At 46.7% G+C, this 17472-nt stretch carries 19 protein-coding genes; 11 read left to right on the top strand and 8 right to left on the bottom strand.

Annotated features, from left to right (window positions below; all coding sequences use genetic code 11):
* Window positions 1–31: 31 nt before the first annotated feature.
* From KSP24_RS05350 to KSP24_RS05325, 6 genes are all read right to left on the bottom strand, one after another.
* Window positions 32–925 carry an ABC transporter ATP-binding protein gene (locus tag KSP24_RS05350; protein WP_013373484.1) on the bottom strand — a complete coding sequence of 298 codons (894 nt, stop codon included), beginning with the start codon at window positions 923–925 and terminating at the stop codon, window positions 32–34.
* Window positions 926–1151: 226 nt separating this feature from the next.
* Window positions 1152–2171, bottom strand: a complete 1020-nt coding sequence (locus KSP24_RS05345; RefSeq protein ID WP_216974642.1) for an LLM class flavin-dependent oxidoreductase — start codon at window positions 2169–2171, stop codon at window positions 1152–1154.
* 138 nt (window positions 2172–2309) lie between these two features.
* Window positions 2310–3455 (bottom strand): AI-2E family transporter, encoded by a 1146-nt coding sequence (locus KSP24_RS05340; protein WP_216974641.1) that lies wholly within the window; start codon window positions 3453–3455, stop codon window positions 2310–2312.
* Between the two features lie 150 nt (window positions 3456–3605).
* Window positions 3606–4619: an LCP family protein gene (locus KSP24_RS05335; protein ID WP_013373487.1), complete on the bottom strand. Its 1014-nt coding sequence runs from the start codon at window positions 4617–4619 to the stop codon at window positions 3606–3608.
* 113 nt (window positions 4620–4732) lie between these two features.
* Window positions 4733–5677 (bottom strand): cation diffusion facilitator family transporter, encoded by a 945-nt coding sequence (locus tag KSP24_RS05330; RefSeq protein WP_216974640.1) that lies wholly within the window; start codon window positions 5675–5677, stop codon window positions 4733–4735.
* 204 nt (window positions 5678–5881) lie between these two features.
* Window positions 5882–7378: a DEAD/DEAH box helicase gene (locus tag KSP24_RS05325; RefSeq protein WP_216974639.1), complete on the bottom strand. Its 1497-nt coding sequence runs from the start codon at window positions 7376–7378 to the stop codon at window positions 5882–5884.
* 323 nt (window positions 7379–7701) lie between these two features.
* Between KSP24_RS05325 and KSP24_RS05320 the strand changes: the two genes are divergently transcribed.
* From KSP24_RS05320 to KSP24_RS05290, 7 genes are read left to right on the top strand one after another with little or no spacing between them, the layout of a single operon-like run.
* Window positions 7702–8319 carry a hypothetical protein gene (locus tag KSP24_RS05320; RefSeq protein WP_090737918.1) on the top strand — a complete coding sequence of 206 codons (618 nt, stop codon included), beginning with the start codon at window positions 7702–7704 and terminating at the stop codon, window positions 8317–8319.
* A 39-nt stretch (window positions 8320–8358) separates the two neighbouring features.
* Entirely contained in the window at window positions 8359–9003 is a 645-nt protein-coding gene (locus tag KSP24_RS05315) for an immunity 50 family protein (protein ID WP_216974638.1), read from the top strand.
* A complete protein-coding gene (locus KSP24_RS05310; protein ID WP_216974637.1) occupies window positions 8996–9403 on the top strand; it encodes a hypothetical protein in 408 nt (135 codons plus the stop codon). The genes KSP24_RS05315 and KSP24_RS05310 overlap by 8 nt, the downstream gene beginning before the upstream one ends.
* Before the next feature lie 49 nt (window positions 9404–9452).
* Entirely contained in the window at window positions 9453–9959 is a 507-nt protein-coding gene (locus tag KSP24_RS05305; RefSeq protein WP_216974636.1) for a HEAT repeat domain-containing protein, read from the top strand.
* A gap of 29 nt (window positions 9960–9988) precedes the next feature.
* Window positions 9989–10618 carry a hypothetical protein gene (locus KSP24_RS05300; protein ID WP_216974635.1) on the top strand — a complete coding sequence of 210 codons (630 nt, stop codon included), beginning with the start codon at window positions 9989–9991 and terminating at the stop codon, window positions 10616–10618.
* Between the two features lie 29 nt (window positions 10619–10647).
* On the top strand, window positions 10648–11208 hold the full coding sequence (locus KSP24_RS05295) for a hypothetical protein (protein ID WP_216974634.1): 561 nt from the start codon (window positions 10648–10650) through the stop codon (window positions 11206–11208).
* Window positions 11209–11210: 2 nt separating this feature from the next.
* Window positions 11211–11645, top strand: a complete 435-nt coding sequence (locus KSP24_RS05290) for an immunity 26/phosphotriesterase HocA family protein (protein ID WP_216974728.1) — start codon at window positions 11211–11213, stop codon at window positions 11643–11645.
* Window positions 11646–11711: 66 nt separating this feature from the next.
* Here KSP24_RS05290 and KSP24_RS05285 read toward each other — a convergent pair whose 3' ends face one another.
* A complete protein-coding gene (locus tag KSP24_RS05285) occupies window positions 11712–12251 on the bottom strand; it encodes an SMI1/KNR4 family protein (RefSeq protein WP_216974633.1) in 540 nt (179 codons plus the stop codon).
* 369 nt (window positions 12252–12620) lie between these two features.
* Between KSP24_RS05285 and KSP24_RS05280 the strand changes: the two genes are divergently transcribed.
* Entirely contained in the window at window positions 12621–13280 is a 660-nt protein-coding gene (locus tag KSP24_RS05280; protein WP_216974632.1) for a hypothetical protein, read from the top strand.
* A complete protein-coding gene (locus tag KSP24_RS05275; protein ID WP_254207605.1) occupies window positions 13277–13456 on the top strand; it encodes a hypothetical protein in 180 nt (59 codons plus the stop codon). The genes KSP24_RS05280 and KSP24_RS05275 overlap by 4 nt, the downstream gene beginning before the upstream one ends.
* Here KSP24_RS05275 and KSP24_RS05270 read toward each other — a convergent pair.
* On the bottom strand, window positions 13446–15080 hold the full coding sequence (locus KSP24_RS05270) for a DUF6138 family protein (protein ID WP_216974631.1): 1635 nt from the start codon (window positions 15078–15080) through the stop codon (window positions 13446–13448). The genes KSP24_RS05275 and KSP24_RS05270 overlap by 11 nt on opposite strands.
* 158 nt (window positions 15081–15238) lie before the next feature.
* On the opposite strand from KSP24_RS05270, the gene KSP24_RS05265 reads away from it, so the two are divergent.
* Complete coding sequence (locus KSP24_RS05265) at window positions 15239–16015, top strand: SMI1/KNR4 family protein (RefSeq protein WP_216974630.1); 777 nt, start codon at window positions 15239–15241, stop codon at window positions 16013–16015.
* 17 nt (window positions 16016–16032) lie between these two features.
* Window positions 16033–17451, top strand: a complete 1419-nt coding sequence (locus tag KSP24_RS05260; protein WP_216974629.1) for an SMI1/KNR4 family protein — start codon at window positions 16033–16035, stop codon at window positions 17449–17451.
* Window positions 17452–17472: the final 21 nt, after the last annotated feature.

Below are 17472 nucleotides of genomic sequence, written 5' to 3'. Positions count from 1 at the left end.
TTTACCGCTGATGCTGCCACTTGATGACCCTCTAACCTCTTGCTGCTACTTGTGGTCTAGCATCACGCCGCTCGGCAACAGAACCCACCGTTTGCTTCTCTTCTACATTCATTCCCTTTACTGCTTGGCTTACCGCAGGCTGACCAGCCAATGCATACGGAAGACAGAGTGGTACCCCTGTACGAGGATCAGTAACAATATCCGCCTCGATCCCGAACACCTCACGCAGCACATCGGGGGTCATAACCTCAGTCGGGGCTCCTACCGCCTTCGCTTTCCCTTTTTTGATCGCAATCATATGCTGAGCATACCGGGCTGCATGGTTCAAGTCATGCACGACCATAACAATGGTGCGTTCTGCCGAAGTATTCAGATACTCTAACAGATGCAGCACTTCCAGTTGATGCGCCATATCCAAAAATGTAGTCGGCTCATCCAAAAACAATATATCCGTATCTTGCGCAAGCGCCATAGCAATCCAGGCACGCTGACGCTGACCACCAGAAAGCTGATCAATCGGACGATCGTGAAATTCGCTCATTCCCGTTACTTGGATGGCCCACTCTACCATTTTGCGATCTTCCGCTTTCATGGAACCAAAACCTTTTTGATAGGGGAAACGTCCGTAAGATACCAGTTCCGTCACGGTCAACCCTTCCGGCGCAGTCGGATTCTGCGGCAAAATAGCCAACTGCTTGGCTACCTCCCGGGTGGATTGCTTATGAATGGATTTACCATCCAACAGAACGCTGCCGCCTTTAGGATTCATGATGCGAGCCATCGTTTTCAGAATGGTTGACTTACCGGAGCCATTTGCCCCCACCAATGCTGTGATTTTTCCCTGCGGTATTTCTACGTTCAGATCTTCTACGATTAATCGATCCTCATAAGCAATATCCAGATTTGCCGTTTTCAGACGAAACATTTGGAATCATCCCTTTCCCTTATCCAATATATATAGTCACGGGCTTAACGCACGACATTCATCAAAACTTCATTCTATCTTTATATAATAAAGATATTGATAATCATTATCAAGTGTTAACTGGCATATTCCTTCTAATTTACAATGCGTAACGTTCAATATTTCCTCAAAAGTCAAAAAAAATCACAGCCCTAAAGCTGTGATCTTTTAATTCTGGCCATTCGCATTAAACCTGTACAGAGGACAGTCCAAATGCTTCAGCCATGAGGCGTATTGATTTCATTTTGGCATCAAAGTCGTGAATGATGCTCGCAACCATGATCTCCTGTGCATTATAGTTCTTGCATAATTGCTCAAGCTGACGCTTCACCTGTTCGGGTGAACCGACCACCATACGCTTGCGATTCTCACGAATGCGCATCCGATCATATGGCGTATACGGATACGCAAGCGCCTTTTCGACAGAAGGTGTCCCTGCGGAACGCGTGCCCTGCTCTAAAAGCACCAGGGACAAGTCCATGCTGGATGCCAAACGATTGGCCTCCTCCTCGGTATCCGCGCAGATCGCAAATACGGCAACAAGCGAACGCGGTTGCTCACTATGCTGGGAAGGCTGGAAGCTTTCCTGATATCCCTTCATAGCACCTGTGCCGCCTTCACCATTAATAAACTGCGCGAACGCAAAGCCTACGCCACGCTCGGCGGCCAGACCTGCGCTATCGCCGCTGGAGCCAAGCAGCCACATTTCCGGCACGGTCTCTACGAGCGGCATCGCCTGTAGCGAACCGAAGCGATGCTGGTTGCCTGTGCTATCGTGCAAATAGGCTAGCAGATCATCCAGCTGCTCGGGGTACAGATCAACGCCGCCCCGCATTTTCCCCTCCTGCAAAGCTCTGGTAGCAATCGGCATTCCTCCAGGCGCTCGCCCCAGACCCAGATCAATGCGTCCCGGATACAATCCCTCCAGTACCCGGAAGTTTTCCGCTACTTTATAAGCGCTGTAATGAGGCAGCATCACACCACCCGACCCCACTCGAATGGTAGAGGTACGGGCAGCCAGGTGTGAAATCAATACCTCCGGGCTGGAGCCTGCAAGGTTAGAGGCTGCATGATGCTCGGATACCCAGAAGCGATGATAACCCAGGCGTTCCGCCTCTATAGCAAGCTCAGCAGTCTTTTGTAATGCCTGTGCATGCGTCATGCCTTCCGATACCGGAGATTGGTCAAGAATGCTGAGTTTTATCATAAAAAGTCTGACCTTTCTATTTTGGAATACGAATAGGCATTAATTATAGCACGTAAAGCCACAGTTAACCAAGAGGGGCAAAATAGCAGATTTACCGCACATATTTAGCCATGTTTACTTTTTATAGAGACTTGCTTTTTACTTTACTTTATCTGCTTCATAAAGATGTGAACGCTTTTGAAAGAAACTAAACAGATGGGTCACGATTACTTTCAAGACGGCATAACCTGGAACAGCCAGTACAATTCCTACCACACCAAACAAATTGCCTGCTGTCAAAATAACAAAGATAATCGTGATCGGATGTACTCGAAGAGATTTACCCATAATTTGTGGTGAAATAAATTTACCCTCAATAAGCTGGACGACTGTCCATACGATAACCATTTTGAGCAGCATGATCGGTGAGGTAACAATAGCTACGATTAACGCGGGTGTAATGGCAATTACAGGCCCTAAGTAGGGAACCACGCTCGTAAAGGACGCAATGACCGCAAGTGTCAAAGAGTAGTCTAATCCAATAATCAGATAACCAATATACAGCAGCACTCCAATACAGAAGCTGACAATAATCTGTCCACGAATATACGAGCTGACCTGATGATTCATTTCGGTCATGATACGATCTGTCTCTTTACGAAACATAGGTGGAAGCATTTTTAGAATCCACTGCGGCAGCTTGCGTCCATCTTTCAGCAAATAGAACAGAATGAACGGAACCGTAGCGATCGCAAGCACAGTTTCCGTAATCACACCCAAAAAGCTTCCCACACCCGTCCATGCATTATTGATAAAGCCAGATAACTTTTCAGAAGTTTTGGAGGCCAGTTCAGATGGATCTATTTGAATGGTGTTCTGGAACTGGTTGACAAAGTTACTGCCAATCAGTCGCTCAAACTGTTGTTTGACTTGCTCGGTATAGGCAGGAACATTTTGGATAAGGCCCTGTATCTGATCACGGATCACAGGTACCACCGATGTAACCACAATAGCGATAATCCCTATAATGAGCAAAAACAGGACAACAATGGAGTATACCCGCTTTACCTTATTTCGTTCCAGTACATCTACCAACGGATTGAGCAGATAGTACAATACACCGGACAAAATGACCGGGAGAATGATCGTTTTCAGCAACACGATGACAGGCGTAAATATGTATGAAATTTTGGTAAGCACTAAGATATTCAAGCCGATCAGCAGCAATACCAACAGGAATAACACAAACTTGTTATTCAGAAAAAACTTCTTAAACCGGTCTTTCCATGCCGGAGTTATTTCCACATGACATTCCCCTTCTCTTTAGACAGATGAGTATACGTTCTTCATAATTACGATATATTTTTGCAACAAAATATACAAGGTTATACCCAAATAAACACAAAAGCAAACAAAGTTGTACGTTATTGTACGAACTTCGCTTGCTTTGAAGGGTTATGGAGTATCATTTGTCGTGGTGGCAGCCTCCACCGTCGTAGTCACCGGTTTGTTTTCTTGTTCAAAAAGATTCTGTATGAATCGCTTGAGCTTCCGCTCGTCCACACCCAACACCTGCGCACCTTTGATGGTTTCCCCGCGCACCAGTTCGTTTGGCGGGATTTGCTGCTTCGCTACTGTTTTAGCATCGATATTAAAACCCAATGAAGCCAACTGCAGCATTTCCGTTGTACTCAGATTCGTTTCAATATAAGGAGATATGCTATTTAAAATACTTGGCAGTTTAATGAGCGACGAGGTCGATTGTATTTTACTGCCCAGTTCGGTAATGAATTTGCGCTGTCGCTCCGTACGTGTAAAATCCGAAGTCGCATCATGACGGAAACGCACATATTGCAAGGCTGTTTTGCCGTCCATGTGCTGCATTCCCTTTTTCAAGTCAATATCAAACTGGTGTTTGTCTGCCTTGGACGTATAATGCATATCTTTTTCGACATCCAGGTCAATACCACCTACAGAATCAACCAACGCAATGAAACCATTAAAATCAGTATATACATAATATTGAATTGGTATCCCCAGGAGGTCGCTCACAGTCTGTCTGGTCAAATCAGGCCCACCGTAGGAAAAGGCTGCATTCAATCGACTTTGCCCATGACCCGGGATCTTGACGTACGTATCACGAAGAATCGACATCAGGGTAGCCTTTTTCGTAACCGGATCAACAGAAGCAACCATAACCGAGTCAGAGCGCCCTGAATCTTCTCCACGAGAATCGCCGCCAAGCAGCAGAATATTCACTCTCTCTGTTCCATCCCATTCCGGTGGGAGTGATACCTCTACAGGTTGTACATTGGTTGATGTTTGGGTTTGCGGTTTAAATTTCGAGTCCTGGCCGGAAGCAACCGAAATTTGATTCGTAAAATGATATATAGAATAAGCATAATATCCGCCCACTAAAAGGACTGTAGCAGTCACAGAAATACCTAGCCATTTTAAAAATTTTCGCATATTTTCGGGTAACCTCGCTTTTATTCATCATCGTTCGGCTTTTAAAAGCATACCCTTCCGGCAAGTTATCTGTCAATTCGAGGCGTTTGTTCTAGGGGCGTTATTCGTATCGGTTACACCTTATCTTCAGGCTCTTTTTCTGTTGATTTTACAGCATGGAGGTCGTCTTCATACCACGGATTCAAATGGACAAGCACCTCATAAACCCGTGGCTCCCGCTTCATGACGGCCCTCTTGATCAGCCGGATAATATCGTGTCCCTGCTGAATCGTCAAAGAGGCATCCACTGAAGCTCGGATATCTACAATAATATAATGACCGTGCTCACGGGCACGGATACGGTCAATACGCTGAACCTCGACTACACTCAGTGCGGCTGCTGCGTAGCTTTCGATTTCCTCGGTTGCAATAGCCTTCTCCATGAGCACATCTATGGATTCGCGGCCCATTTCCCACGCCAATTTCAGAACCAGCAACGCCACTACAAACCCCGCAATGGGGTCGCCGTAAGATAAAATCGGAATATCCCAGTGTTCCCCGATCAGTCCTAATCCGATGCCCAATACAGCCGCTCCAGAGGCATATACATCAGCGAGGTGATCTTTTGCCGTCGCAATGAGGCCCTGACTATTGGCCGCTCTGCCAATACGAATTGTGTAGAGATACAGCCACTGTTTCCAGAGCAAGGAAATAATGGCTGCCACTAAGGCTAGTATATGCTCCTGTGGCATCGGTTCGAACAGCGCAGCAATGGAATGATAGCCGATAAATATACCTGCCCCGAACAATATGACCGCCACCACACTAGCACCAATGACTTCTGCCTTGCCGTGACCATAAGGATGATCCTCATCCGGAGGCTGGCTGGATATTCTCATCGCTCCCAGTGCGGTTGCAGAAGCAATCACGTCCCCGGCGTTATGCACACCATCGGCCACCAGCACCTTACTGTTGAACATGAGTCCTGCGATGATTTTGATGCCGGTTAAGAGGATGTTGCTAATCAGGCTGATCCATGCTGAGACCATGGCACGCTTGCCCATATCCTGTTCCTGCATGATGTATAACCCCTCCAAATTATCTTTTAAAAAATACCCTACCCGCTATTCGGTTATCTCAAGGCATCTTTCGTTGCTCTTTATCTTATGATGCTGTTTTTGCAGCGGCATAGTTGAAGATTACAATAGCCCCGGAAGATGAGCCTCCCCGGGGCTATTATGATAACCATAGTGGAGCATTCTATGAGAATGCCCCCATTTTATCTACCTGGACCGACCGCGTCGGCCTCCTTGACCTTGACCCCCACGCGGACCGCCTTTGGCTTGTCCACCGCGTCCACCTTGGCCTCCACGTGCGGAACCGCCGCTGCTGCGGTCATATCCGCCGCGTCCGCTGCTTTGTCCTGCCGAGCGGCCTTGACCTCCGCGTTCAGAACCACTGCTGCCGCGATCATATCCGCCGCGTTCACTACTGCTACGGTTGGAGCGACGCTCGCCGCTTGCGCCGTCACGACGACCGGACTGTTCGCGGCCGCTACGGCGTCCACCGCCAGCATCGTTGCCGCCAAAGGAACGGCGGTCGTTTCTGCCTGAGCGGTCGTTTCTACCCTGCCGCTCAGCCGTATCGGGAGCAGGTCTACGCTGCCCGCCGCCCTCACTGCTGGTGAATGTGACACCAGCAACTCTTTGGATGTTCCGAAGCTCCGGAACATCCCTCGGCGTGGCGAGCGTCACCGCAACGCCTTTGCCTCCGGCACGGCCGGTACGCCCGATGCGATGGATGTAGCTTTCGGCATCCTGCGGCATGTCATAGTTGAAGACATGCGTGACGCCTTCTACATCCAAGCCGCGTGCGGCTACATCTGTCGCTACGAGCAATTGAAGTTTCGCCTCACGGAACGCCTTCATCACTTGCTCCCGCTTGTTCTGGGACAAGTCCCCGTGCAGCTCACCGCTCTCGAACCCCATCTCCTGGAGCTCCTCATTCAGTTTGGAAGCCCGACGCTTAGTACGGCAGAAAATAACAGCCAAATACGGACGATCCGTATTCAGCATATCTACCAATGCCTGTTGCTTACCACGGTCTGTTGTTTGTACAACGACCTGACGGATTTGGCTCACTGGAACGGAAGAAGCCGATTTCACTTTGACATCAACGGGTTCGTTCATATAGACACGAGCCAGCTTGCGAATACCTGCTGGCATCGTAGCGGAAAACAGCATTGTTTGTCTCCGGTAAGGAACCTCCTGCAGAATCGTCTCCACGTCGTTCAAGAAGCCCATGTGCAACATTTGGTCAGCCTCATCCAGGACCAGCATTTTAATGCCGCCTAGATCGAGCGTGCCACGTCTCAGGTGATCCAGCAGTCGCCCAGGTGTACCAATAATCAGTTGTGCGCCGCCTTTTAGTTTACGAAGCTGACGCTCCACGTCCTGTCCTCCGTAAACAGCTAGTAGAGATAAACTCGGCTCCGCAGCAGCCAAGCATTTAGCTTCCTCTGTAATCTGGAGTGCCAATTCACGCGTAGGTGCAATCACAAGCGCCTGCGGGTGCCGCTTGTCCAAATTCAGCTTTTGTAAAATCGGCAATAAAAACGCAAGCGTCTTCCCTGTCCCCGTATGTGCCTCGGCAATCACATCCTGACCTTCCATCAACAGTGGAATGGACTCCTGCTGTACAGGTGTTGGCGCTGAGATGCCCTGCTCTTTCAAGGCTTCTACCCAATGTTGCTCCACGCCTAATTCTGTAAAATTCTTCAAGTTGTATTCACTTCCCTTATCTGTATTCAATATGTGTCACGTAAAATAGGTTCATGTGCCATATGACATCTATCGTTCCATAGTTCAGAATTCCCATTTTTGTATCGGTTCTCATTCTCCCCTTTTCAGGAAGGGAGCATATCCGTTATCGTTGAATCTGTTCATGTAACTCAACATACGGCCGCAAGGCGGCTCAGGCCGTTCCATATATGACTTTCCTAGTATACGCGAAGTTGAACTGGTTTCCAAACGATTTTAACGAATAACGCAAAAGGTGAATTCAATCACCATGTCATATATTATGGTAGGAGAATTGGTAATTCATGAATAAAGGATGGATGCTTGTGGTTAACAATCTACATTATAATTTCATAATGACAGGTTCCTTATCGGAGAAGCACACTTTGTTTGCCGAAGAGTGCTTTACTAACCTGTTCGATTGTTTTGAAACACTCCTGAACATATCAGGAATCCGCAATGCCCGTGTGTCTGTCTATCAATCCAAGAAAGCCAAACACGGTAAGATCCGCTGGGACAAGCAGGAGTTGCTCCGCATTGTAACCGATAATGAATTGACTCCATTGATGCTGGTTATCGAGGCTCCCAGTATCAAATCGTCCTATAACAAAGGGACAACGCCGGAAGTCTACATTCTTTTGTCCAATGACCCTATGGGTCAATCTCCCAACAATTGCGGGATGCTTGTTTCGATCCGTCAGGACATTTATGAACGTATCGACCAAACAATCGTCGAAGACGTTATGATGCAGCTGAGCCAGTGGATAAAGGCAACCAAACTGTTACACAGCTCGCGCAACTTTTATGCTGGTAGTAAAGCACGTGCCATTATGGATATTCTTCCATTTATGCTCGAAAAGGATACTCCGGATATGAAGTATGTTTTTCAATCGTGGACTCCGTATCCTTTACCACACACTTAAACAATCCGTCATCCCATTAACCCTAGGAGGCTGCAATTTATGCAAATTCAAGTTCAAAAGGCTGAAAAAAAAGAAAACGAATATCTCATTCATTATCAAGCGGGAGGAGCTCTGCCGTTCGTTCCGCATGATGTTGTTCTGATCCATGGCAAACAGTATTTTATAGGTACGATTTTGAAGGTAGAGTCGGAACAGGTCCTTATCCGTATCAATCCAGAATATGAAGACCAACTGACAGGGTCCATCGGACTGGAACTGGCTTTCTCTCCAACCGTTTCTATTCAAGGTGCAGACAGCATTGTAGAAAAGCTCGGCTATTTTCCACCTTTTCACTATGACCGAATCACGGCTGCCAATATGACGAAAGACCAGATTACACTGACAATTGAGCTATCCCCCGCTAGCGTGCTAGTTCCTAAATCACCGGATCTGGAACCTTCGGCTAATGCACCAGTGATCCCTGAGGCTCCAGCCAAAGATATTCCACGCTATGCAGTGACTTTTACATTTCTGGAAACCAAAGAGCATGTATTAACCCCTGTAGAAACAGAAAATATCATCTTGCAGCTCGATTTCCGCTATGAAGAAGCAGACATGGTCGTTGACATCGATGCCTTGTCAGGGCTGTCAGGCAGCTTTCTGTGCAGAGGCATCCGTGCAGAGATTACGGAACTTCATGAATAAACATGAAGCCCGTGAGCTGTTGCGCTGTCATTCTTTTATTCATGATGATCTGGAGCATCCCAAAATGCGAAGCGGGTTTCTAGGGATGCTTCGTCCCTTCCAGGGAGAACTGATCGAGGATAATTTTCATGAGCTCATGACTATCATTGAAGTTCTGGCAGATGAGTTGGAGAAACCGTCCGTAGAACGGGAGCTTATATCCGCTCTGTGGGGGATTTGCCAATATACACGGGCATGGGCGTTGCATCCTGATGGTATGCTGCAGCGAAATCACCTGCTGACCGTAGAGCAGATTAGTACGCTTGACGATTGGATTGATACAATCTCCTATGCGATTATGGTGCTGCTAGAGGGTGGCGGAACGGAAGAAGCTTTATCGAACTACAGACAACGAGAGTAGGTAATACACAATGTCAAAAAGTAATCTGGCTAAGAAATGAGGGGGGTATATGTCCATACAAACTGATGATGACGGAAAGACGTTCTTATCTATTTTCCCTACACTATCGTATGAAGATCGATTAGTCTCATTACGCGAATTAACAGCAATCCCCCAGCCTGTGGAGGACACCATCGCATTACTTTTACAGCTTGTGCAGCAATCATCCGCGGATGATCTGCTTCGTATAGAATCACTGAAGGTCATCGGACTATATGCAGATCAAAGCCAGCAGCCGATGATCATGCGAGGAATTCGCGAGCTGCTGTCCAAGCCTGATGAAGATGATGATGTACGAAACGCAGCTTTACAAACTTTGGTATGGATGCCTTGTTCAGAAGCAGACCTACGTATAGCTTTGGACTTAATCCGCAGTGATACATATATCTTAGTCAAGGGGGCCGCTTTTGCACTGCTCCGCGCACATAAAGCCCACCCTTTTGCACAACATGCGCTGAAGCAATTATTGCACCATGAGGAATTCGGTGCATCTGCCCAGCGTGAGCTGTCCACATAATCGACAACCAAAGGAGAATCACCCTACTTATGCGTGTAAGAATATTTATTTTCATATTGATTATCGGAGTTATTTGTGTGCCTGCCTATTTCATTATGAGCAGCTTTGGATTATTCCAAAATGAGAAGGTGCTTGTACATTACAAGCTTGCCCTTGAGGTAAAGGGTAAAAAATATGATGCCTGGCCTTTAATCAGCAGCTATACCGCGATAGATAAAAAGGGGGACCATCGTCAGCTCTACTATCAGGCGGAGGGCTCAGGCATAGAGTATCTGTTTCAACTTGCCTATGGACAGTATGAACTCAAGCCCTCCAAAGAAAATCCTTTTCTGGATGGGGAAATCCACTATACCATGGACCATCCTGAGTATGTACGTGAGGAAAAACAGTATGAGAACGCCAACGACTATACGGAGTTAACCCATTATTACAACCAACAGGAACAGGTTATTTATACTTACAATCCTGAAGCCAGCCTCGACAAAACCTACGTGCGCTCCATCATCACCGCTGGAATGACTCGCACCACTGGTAATTCAAGTAGGCCGGTGAAGGATGATTATATCAATATCAGTAAGCTGTTTAAGGACAAGCTCGGAGTAAATGTGAAGGTAGATGTGGATGAGGACAACAAAATCGTTACCCTGTCCATGTCATAATAAAACGAAAAGAAAGGAAGGCGCTACAAATGACAGAAACACATCATACTAAATTAGGCCCCGCTTATTTGGAGGATTGGGTTGTACCCGAAACCCCGGAGGCATGGGGTGAACAGGAATGGACAGGTAAGCTCCGTTCACAGACCGGAAATACGAAATTCCACATTTTTTACTATGGAGAATTCATGGATGAGCTGATTGCTGTAACGGAGTTTGCACCCCAGCTCATTATTGCAGAAGATGCGGTCACAGGTGAGCAGATCGTCATTTTTGATGGAACCCGCCATGGCTACGATGCACTGCTGTGTGAAGTATATACGGAGGAACAGCAGAACAATCGCACCCCCCTGCTGCCTTATCTGGACGATGATGGTGAAGATACCTTTGAGGTGACCGTGACTGCTTTTTATAATGTTGATTGGGATGACGAATTTGCAGATGATGTGGACGAGAACGGGCAGCTGGAGCTAATCAGCGGCGAACGTTGTGATTTTGAAGAGGCCAAGCGAAACGGTTTTGATGCGATTAGCATTACAATTACCAGCGCTAAAGGTCTAAAAACTGAGATTCTTCAGGAAGAGTTGGCTTGACGATGGTATTTAAGAGAATCAAACATCAGGAAGGCGATATTTTTGTTATCCCTTTGCATGACGGCCGATTTGCGGTATGTCAGGTGATCTGCGCGCTGTATGGTCGATTCAAAAAAGCGTTCTCCTTTGGTGTTCTATCCATAGGTCAGAATCAAGCGTACGAGGGTGAAGCTACATATCTCTCATTCACAGATTACCGGGGCAAGTTCGAGGTTATATTCACCGCCACCCAAAATCTGACAAAGGGGGTATGGCCCATTATCGATCATCGCCCTCTATCTGAGGAACAACAGCAGCTAAAATATTTTAATTGCGCGGGCCATCTGTATTACGGAGATGAATATGTACGCAACCTGGAACTAAAAGAATATAATCAATATCCTGTAATGGGCGTGGCTGGATATGAGCTGGTACAGCAATATTTAGCCCAGGCATAAAAACTAGAAGAATAGCAACGTAAAAGCCACCTTAGAGTTCGAAAACCAGGGTGGCTCTTTAACGATTTAAAAGGGTTCAAATGTATAAGGGAATGGTGTACGATGTGTTCCCAAAATCGACTTTACGCGTTCTCTATCCAGCAGCGCTTCGACGAAACTATACAAATCCGGGGCTGCATACCGAAAGTTACCCCATGTGCGCAGATTTAAAGCATAAATTGGGAATTCCCCCCGTTTATCAGGCGATTGAATATCCCAGACCAGCAGGTCATCCTCTTCACTGGAAGCGAAGGGAACGGCATGTTCCAATAATTCCGGGAAACCATCTGGCTCCAACGCCGCTTCTTGTAAGACCTCCTCCGATTCCAGTACATCATCAAACCAGGCTCGCCAGTCATGGTAACGATGAAGCCATGAATCCGGATGATCCCCGAGAGGAATATGGATGTTCCATACGCCACATAACCGCCCGTAGCCAAGAGTCTTGACGTAATCTATATAGGAAGGCGGAAAGCCCCGTCCATTTGAAAAACGATGCTCTATAAGAAATTCTTCATCATAATAAGCCTGAAACTGCGAACGCTGCAAACCTGTAAAAATGCTCATGCTCGCCCTCTCCTTTCGCGCATCTCTATTCACCTTTTCACTCTTAGGCACATTGAAAAGGCCTTTTTCAAGTGTTAAAATGGGAATAAGATGTATATTCTAAAAAAGAGTGAAGATGCGTCAACATCCTCACTCTTTGGCAACAGCCGCTTTTAAGGGCGGTGGCTGCAAGTTCACGGTATACGAAATAGACCGGTTCCTACCACGGGCGGTCTATTTCTTTTTATGGAAGGAAAGAATCAGGGCCTCACCTCCTTTACAGGAGACTAGCCGACCGCCCATCTAAGCCATTCTGTTGTTAAGGAATATTATAACATATGATATATAAAAAGTACGTTTTTACGCTCTTTCCGAAAAGGAGGAACGAACATGGAGCAAAAACGCTTCAAAGATGAATATGGATATAAATATGACTTTGCCGCCGTGATCTGGAGAGGAGAACAGGTAGCTGTTCACTGTCCTCGCTGTCAGGGCCAAGCTTTTATTTCCAAATCAAAAGAAGCCTGTTATTACGTTGTTCGCTGCTCTCATTGTTACTACACATTTCAGCAGCCAGAATCGTATAAATTCTATGCACGCGGTGTATGCAGCCATTGCGAGCGATATTTTAATATTGAAATCCATGATGACCGAACGGTTACTCATAAAAATACGAATATACACTGTCCGCACTGTGAGACACGTAATCAAGTTCCGGTACATCGTATGCAGTCACGTGAATGGCATACAGACGTGATCCAAAATGGAAAAGATCCTATTTTCCAGCTCCAGCTGTATTTCCTTGATTACTATCGTGGGAAACCGGTGTGGGCTCTTAACCGGATACACCTGAATTATTTGCTCTCCTATATCTCTGCCGAGTTGCGGGAAAAACCCACATCCGGTATGATGCGCACGGCTTCCCATTCCATTCCAAAGTACATTAAGGATGCGAAAAATCGCCAGGCCATCTTAAAAATATTACAAAAACTACAGCATAAACAAGCGTCTAAGGGTGAGCATTCCAAACATGAGTATACAAACTTTTGACAGCCTATAAGCACTGGTTCAGGCCTTCTGTCAGACCACCACGTGCAATCTCGGCTGGAGATAGCGACTGTACAGATGTTATTGAAGTACTGCGCCGCAGTGGAAGCGAGCCGGATGTTCAACGCATTGCGCAGGGACTGCGATATGATCATGAATACGATGCTTTTATGGAATAAGCGTCTCCAGTATCTCTTTTACCTCAGGGACAGCCTGCTTCAGGCTGTTTTTTAGTTTCTTTGCACCACCCCATATACGATAAACGATCATCTCTTGTTCGTAGTCTTCCAACTTCTCAAGTACATCTACTAGCGCCTTCGCCTGTTCTGCACTTTCAATGCCAGCCGATTTCAGAGGTTTGGCAGAATCATTACCTGCCAAAAGAATCCTCGCCCATACGGGAATCGTATCCGGTGTCAGTCCATGTGCCTCAGCAAACACAGCGGCGTAACCGTCCTGCACCGACTGGTGCTCACTATCCACTAGCTTCATATAACGACTCACTAACGGAAAATATTCCGTTCCTTTAAGTCCTAATCCCATCACCGCATAGGTTCCCGGCATTGCTGACTTCTCCCCCGGCTCTACATCATTGTACCACTTGAATTCTTCCATCACAGTCTCGGCATATTCCGCCAGCAACGGATGCAGCGAAGGGTATTCAAGTGCATTGGCAAAGAAACGATGTAATGCAGATTTGGCTAACTTGGGTACGGGTAGATAGTTTTTCACTTTGCTTTTGAACTTCATCCCATATTCCTTAGTAAAGCCTTTTCGTAATATATCACATAGATATACGAGTGCTTCTCTATAGCTCTCTTCTTCCTCAGAACGAATCTGAACCTCCAGTGTTTGCAAAATATCATTCGCTTGGCAGGTGACTCGTTCACTTGTATATGAGGCTGGAATGCTGCCTGATCCACTCTTAAGCCACTCGGCTGCCTGATTTGAACCCAGTTGTGCAGCAATCTCCAAATAACTCTGCCGTGCATCGGCATCGGTCGAACCCACACGCATCGCGGTGAGCAGGAACATCTCCATGGCGGGGGCAGGAATATCTGAAGGAAGAATATCGGGCCTCACCGTATACTCCAGCCCGTAGTTTTTTTCCCGATCTGCGTATTTGGCCAAAAATTCATCTTCAGCCCAATGCATTAAGCCTCTGCTCAGCTGATGCCTCCATGCTTCTTCTCGCTTACGGCTAACCTGCACTTTTGCATCCATTCGATTCAACAGCTCATTCACCCGCTGGGCGTCTATAGGGTACAAATGAGGATCAAGCAAGTGCCTTACTAAGAAAAAATCGTCCTCTTCCTTCGGGATAGCTTTACTGGCAGGGTCAAGCTTTTGCTCCACAAACTGTTCGATAGTGGCTAACAGATGCTGCCGCTTATCTTCGTTCAACAGCGAGAATGTAAAATGACTGGCCTTATTCTCCAAGACCACCTCTAGATGAAATTCCAGCCGATAACGAAAAAACATAGGACTAAATTCTTCTGAATTATACAGGGCCGCTATCCGTTCTTTGAACACAGGCATCCATTCATCCTGCACCTGCTGGAGCGTCACTCCTTCCGTAAAACCAGGAATATCCATATCTGGTCTACGATGATCCCAATCAAACGGTTCGTAGGTATCCACCCATAACCCGTCGCTCTTACAGGTAACTTTTAAGTATTCATGAATCCCTTCGTGAAGGACGCTTTTGGTCTTGAATTCCGCGATGCGTTTTTGCTCAGAAGCGTATCTCTGGTCAATCTCCTCAAAAATTGGATCTATGTAGGCCTGTACCCCCGATGTCATACGATGTGCTCCCCTTTCATACCCTCACAAATTGTAGTTCTTACATAATTGAGATAGACTAATATTTAACTATTTTATTTCCTGATTATAGCATATCTCTCATTTACATTTGGACTCCATCCCTATAGATAGAGTGCCAGAAAGCAGGTGTATTCTACATGTATTGGGTTTCCACACAGCACACGCCAGTAGCTGCCGATGAACTGACAAATTTCGAACATACCTATGGCATAACTTTACCAATTCCCTATGCTTCATTTCTCACCCAATACGGGCCAGGTACCTATTGCGGCCTGCTGGTGATTGAACGACCTGATCCTCAACTTTTGCAATCCTATGCGGATTACAAACTGTGGACGCATAATGATAACTGTCCGATCACCGCGCAACAGCTGGGCGAGTGCGTGTTCATCGGCAGCTCCATAGATGGTGATTTTCTAGCGGTGCATCCTCAGGTCGAAGGCTTGCTTTGGCTACCGCGACATTCGGAGGTCATTACTATGAAGCCATTAGATGTTCAAGCCCCATTTATAGATACACTAGAGCATATACTACGGGATGAATTCGGAAGAATAGAGCCATTCCCCCGTTATTTCGAGCCTGTCAGTCTGGATAGAGTTGCAACATTTCTACAATTTAATCCACCGGAGACGGCGGAAGCTTACGGTTCAGCCAATCCGAACGATCAAGCCTTGCAAGTAGCTCCAGCATCTATACAGGTATTGGCTCAGCGTTTTAAACAGCATTTTGACTCAAATCTATGGATTGAAAACGAGCATATCTGCTTGGCTTTTCTTCAGTCTCTTGGCGGATACGTACGTTTCAATTATGCATATGGACGCGAAGTGGCGATCATTTATGAATCTAAAGCGATAGCACTTCATGATGAAGTTCTATCATTCCTGCAAAAAGAACATTGCCAGGTTGTAGAGTAAGAGGAGGACGAATACAAATGACAGTACATTTTGCACATATCTTAGAAAAGCTCGGAGGGATCGCTGAGCGCCTGAGACAAGGTGGGATGCCTGACGTAGTATACCAATGGACGAAGGGGATTTCCGAAGAGGAACTGACTGAGTTGGAGGAACGGCTGCAGGTCCCTTTGCCTGCCTCCCTGTCTGAATTGATAAAGCGGTGTGGCAGCTTACATTTGCTATGGTGCCTCCCTCAACACTGTATTGTAGCCGATAAACTGGCTTGTTCATATGAAAGCAGTAATGGCCTTAAACAAAAACCGAATATGCTTGACGATATTACAGGAGAATTTGGCTGGAACCATGAGTATATAAGCTATTTTACATCCTATGGAGAAAACACCGACTCAGCAGCGGACGAACAACGATATCTAATTTTAAACTATAACGGTGCCGGTGATCCGATCCTGCTTGATAGAGCGACATCCACAACAGAGCCAGCAGTGTTCTGTTATGAGCATGAGTTGGACCGGTTCATGCTGCTCGCAGAAAGTTTACCTACCTATATAGAAACCATGCTTACCTTGCACGGGTTATGGCTGTGGGATTGGTCTAACGTGTTAGACGAGCATGGTATTCAACTAGACAGCCCGCCGCTGCAGTTGTGGCAGCGCTGGTTGAACACGTTCTGTACGATGAAGCTGGAGGATGCCGCCCGGTCGCTGGAAACACTGATCCATTACACCACCATGCATGGCGTAGATCACCCTGCTGTACTGCAGGCTTTTCAAGTCTATGATCCACAGGATATTTTTCTTGCCTGGGAGCAGCGCATTCAGCGTAACCCGGCCCAATTCGCTACATGGGCATTTTTTATTGGGGAGACCGCAGGTATTGGGGCTGCTGACTGGGTTCGCTCCTTATGGGAGCCGGACACGGATATCACGCAAGCATGGAATTCATCCGCTTCAAATAACATACATGCTGAGAGAGCATTTGTCTCGACACGTGCCTATCTATCCGCCCGCTGTCTGCCCGAACAGGAAGGATTAGAAAATGTTTATAATGATCTGATGCAGCATACGGCAAAGGATGGCAAATTAGAAGGATACACCGTTAGCGGGCAGTTACAGCATTTTCATTCACCGCAGGTCATTGACTGGATGCGGGATAAGGTCAATCATCCGGTCGATGGCTGGGCAGTACTTTTCGCCTATTCTCGTCCTACAGCTGAGCAGGTAATTGAATGGCTATCCAGTAACGAGCTTCATCAGAAAATTGCAACCGAGGCGCTGGATATCATGATTCAGCGCGATCTTCTGCCCGGTCTAGAAGCAGACGTTTGGGCTAGCATCTCAAACCTGCTTCATGCTTCTTTACAACTCGTGATGCTCAAAAAAGATAAACGTCGCATTGAAGCCGTGCTGGAGCAGCTTTCAGATTTGAAACTTCGTTAACACAGGAGCCGGCGTATGCAG

The sequence above is a fragment of the Paenibacillus sp. AK121 genome, from assembly GCF_019042715.1.
In the GTDB taxonomy this organism is placed as follows: Bacteria; Bacillota; Bacilli; order Paenibacillales; family Paenibacillaceae; genus Paenibacillus; species Paenibacillus polymyxa_C.
The sequence above is the reverse complement of the archived record's forward strand: the minus strand, read 5'-3'. Positions and strand labels throughout refer to the sequence as shown.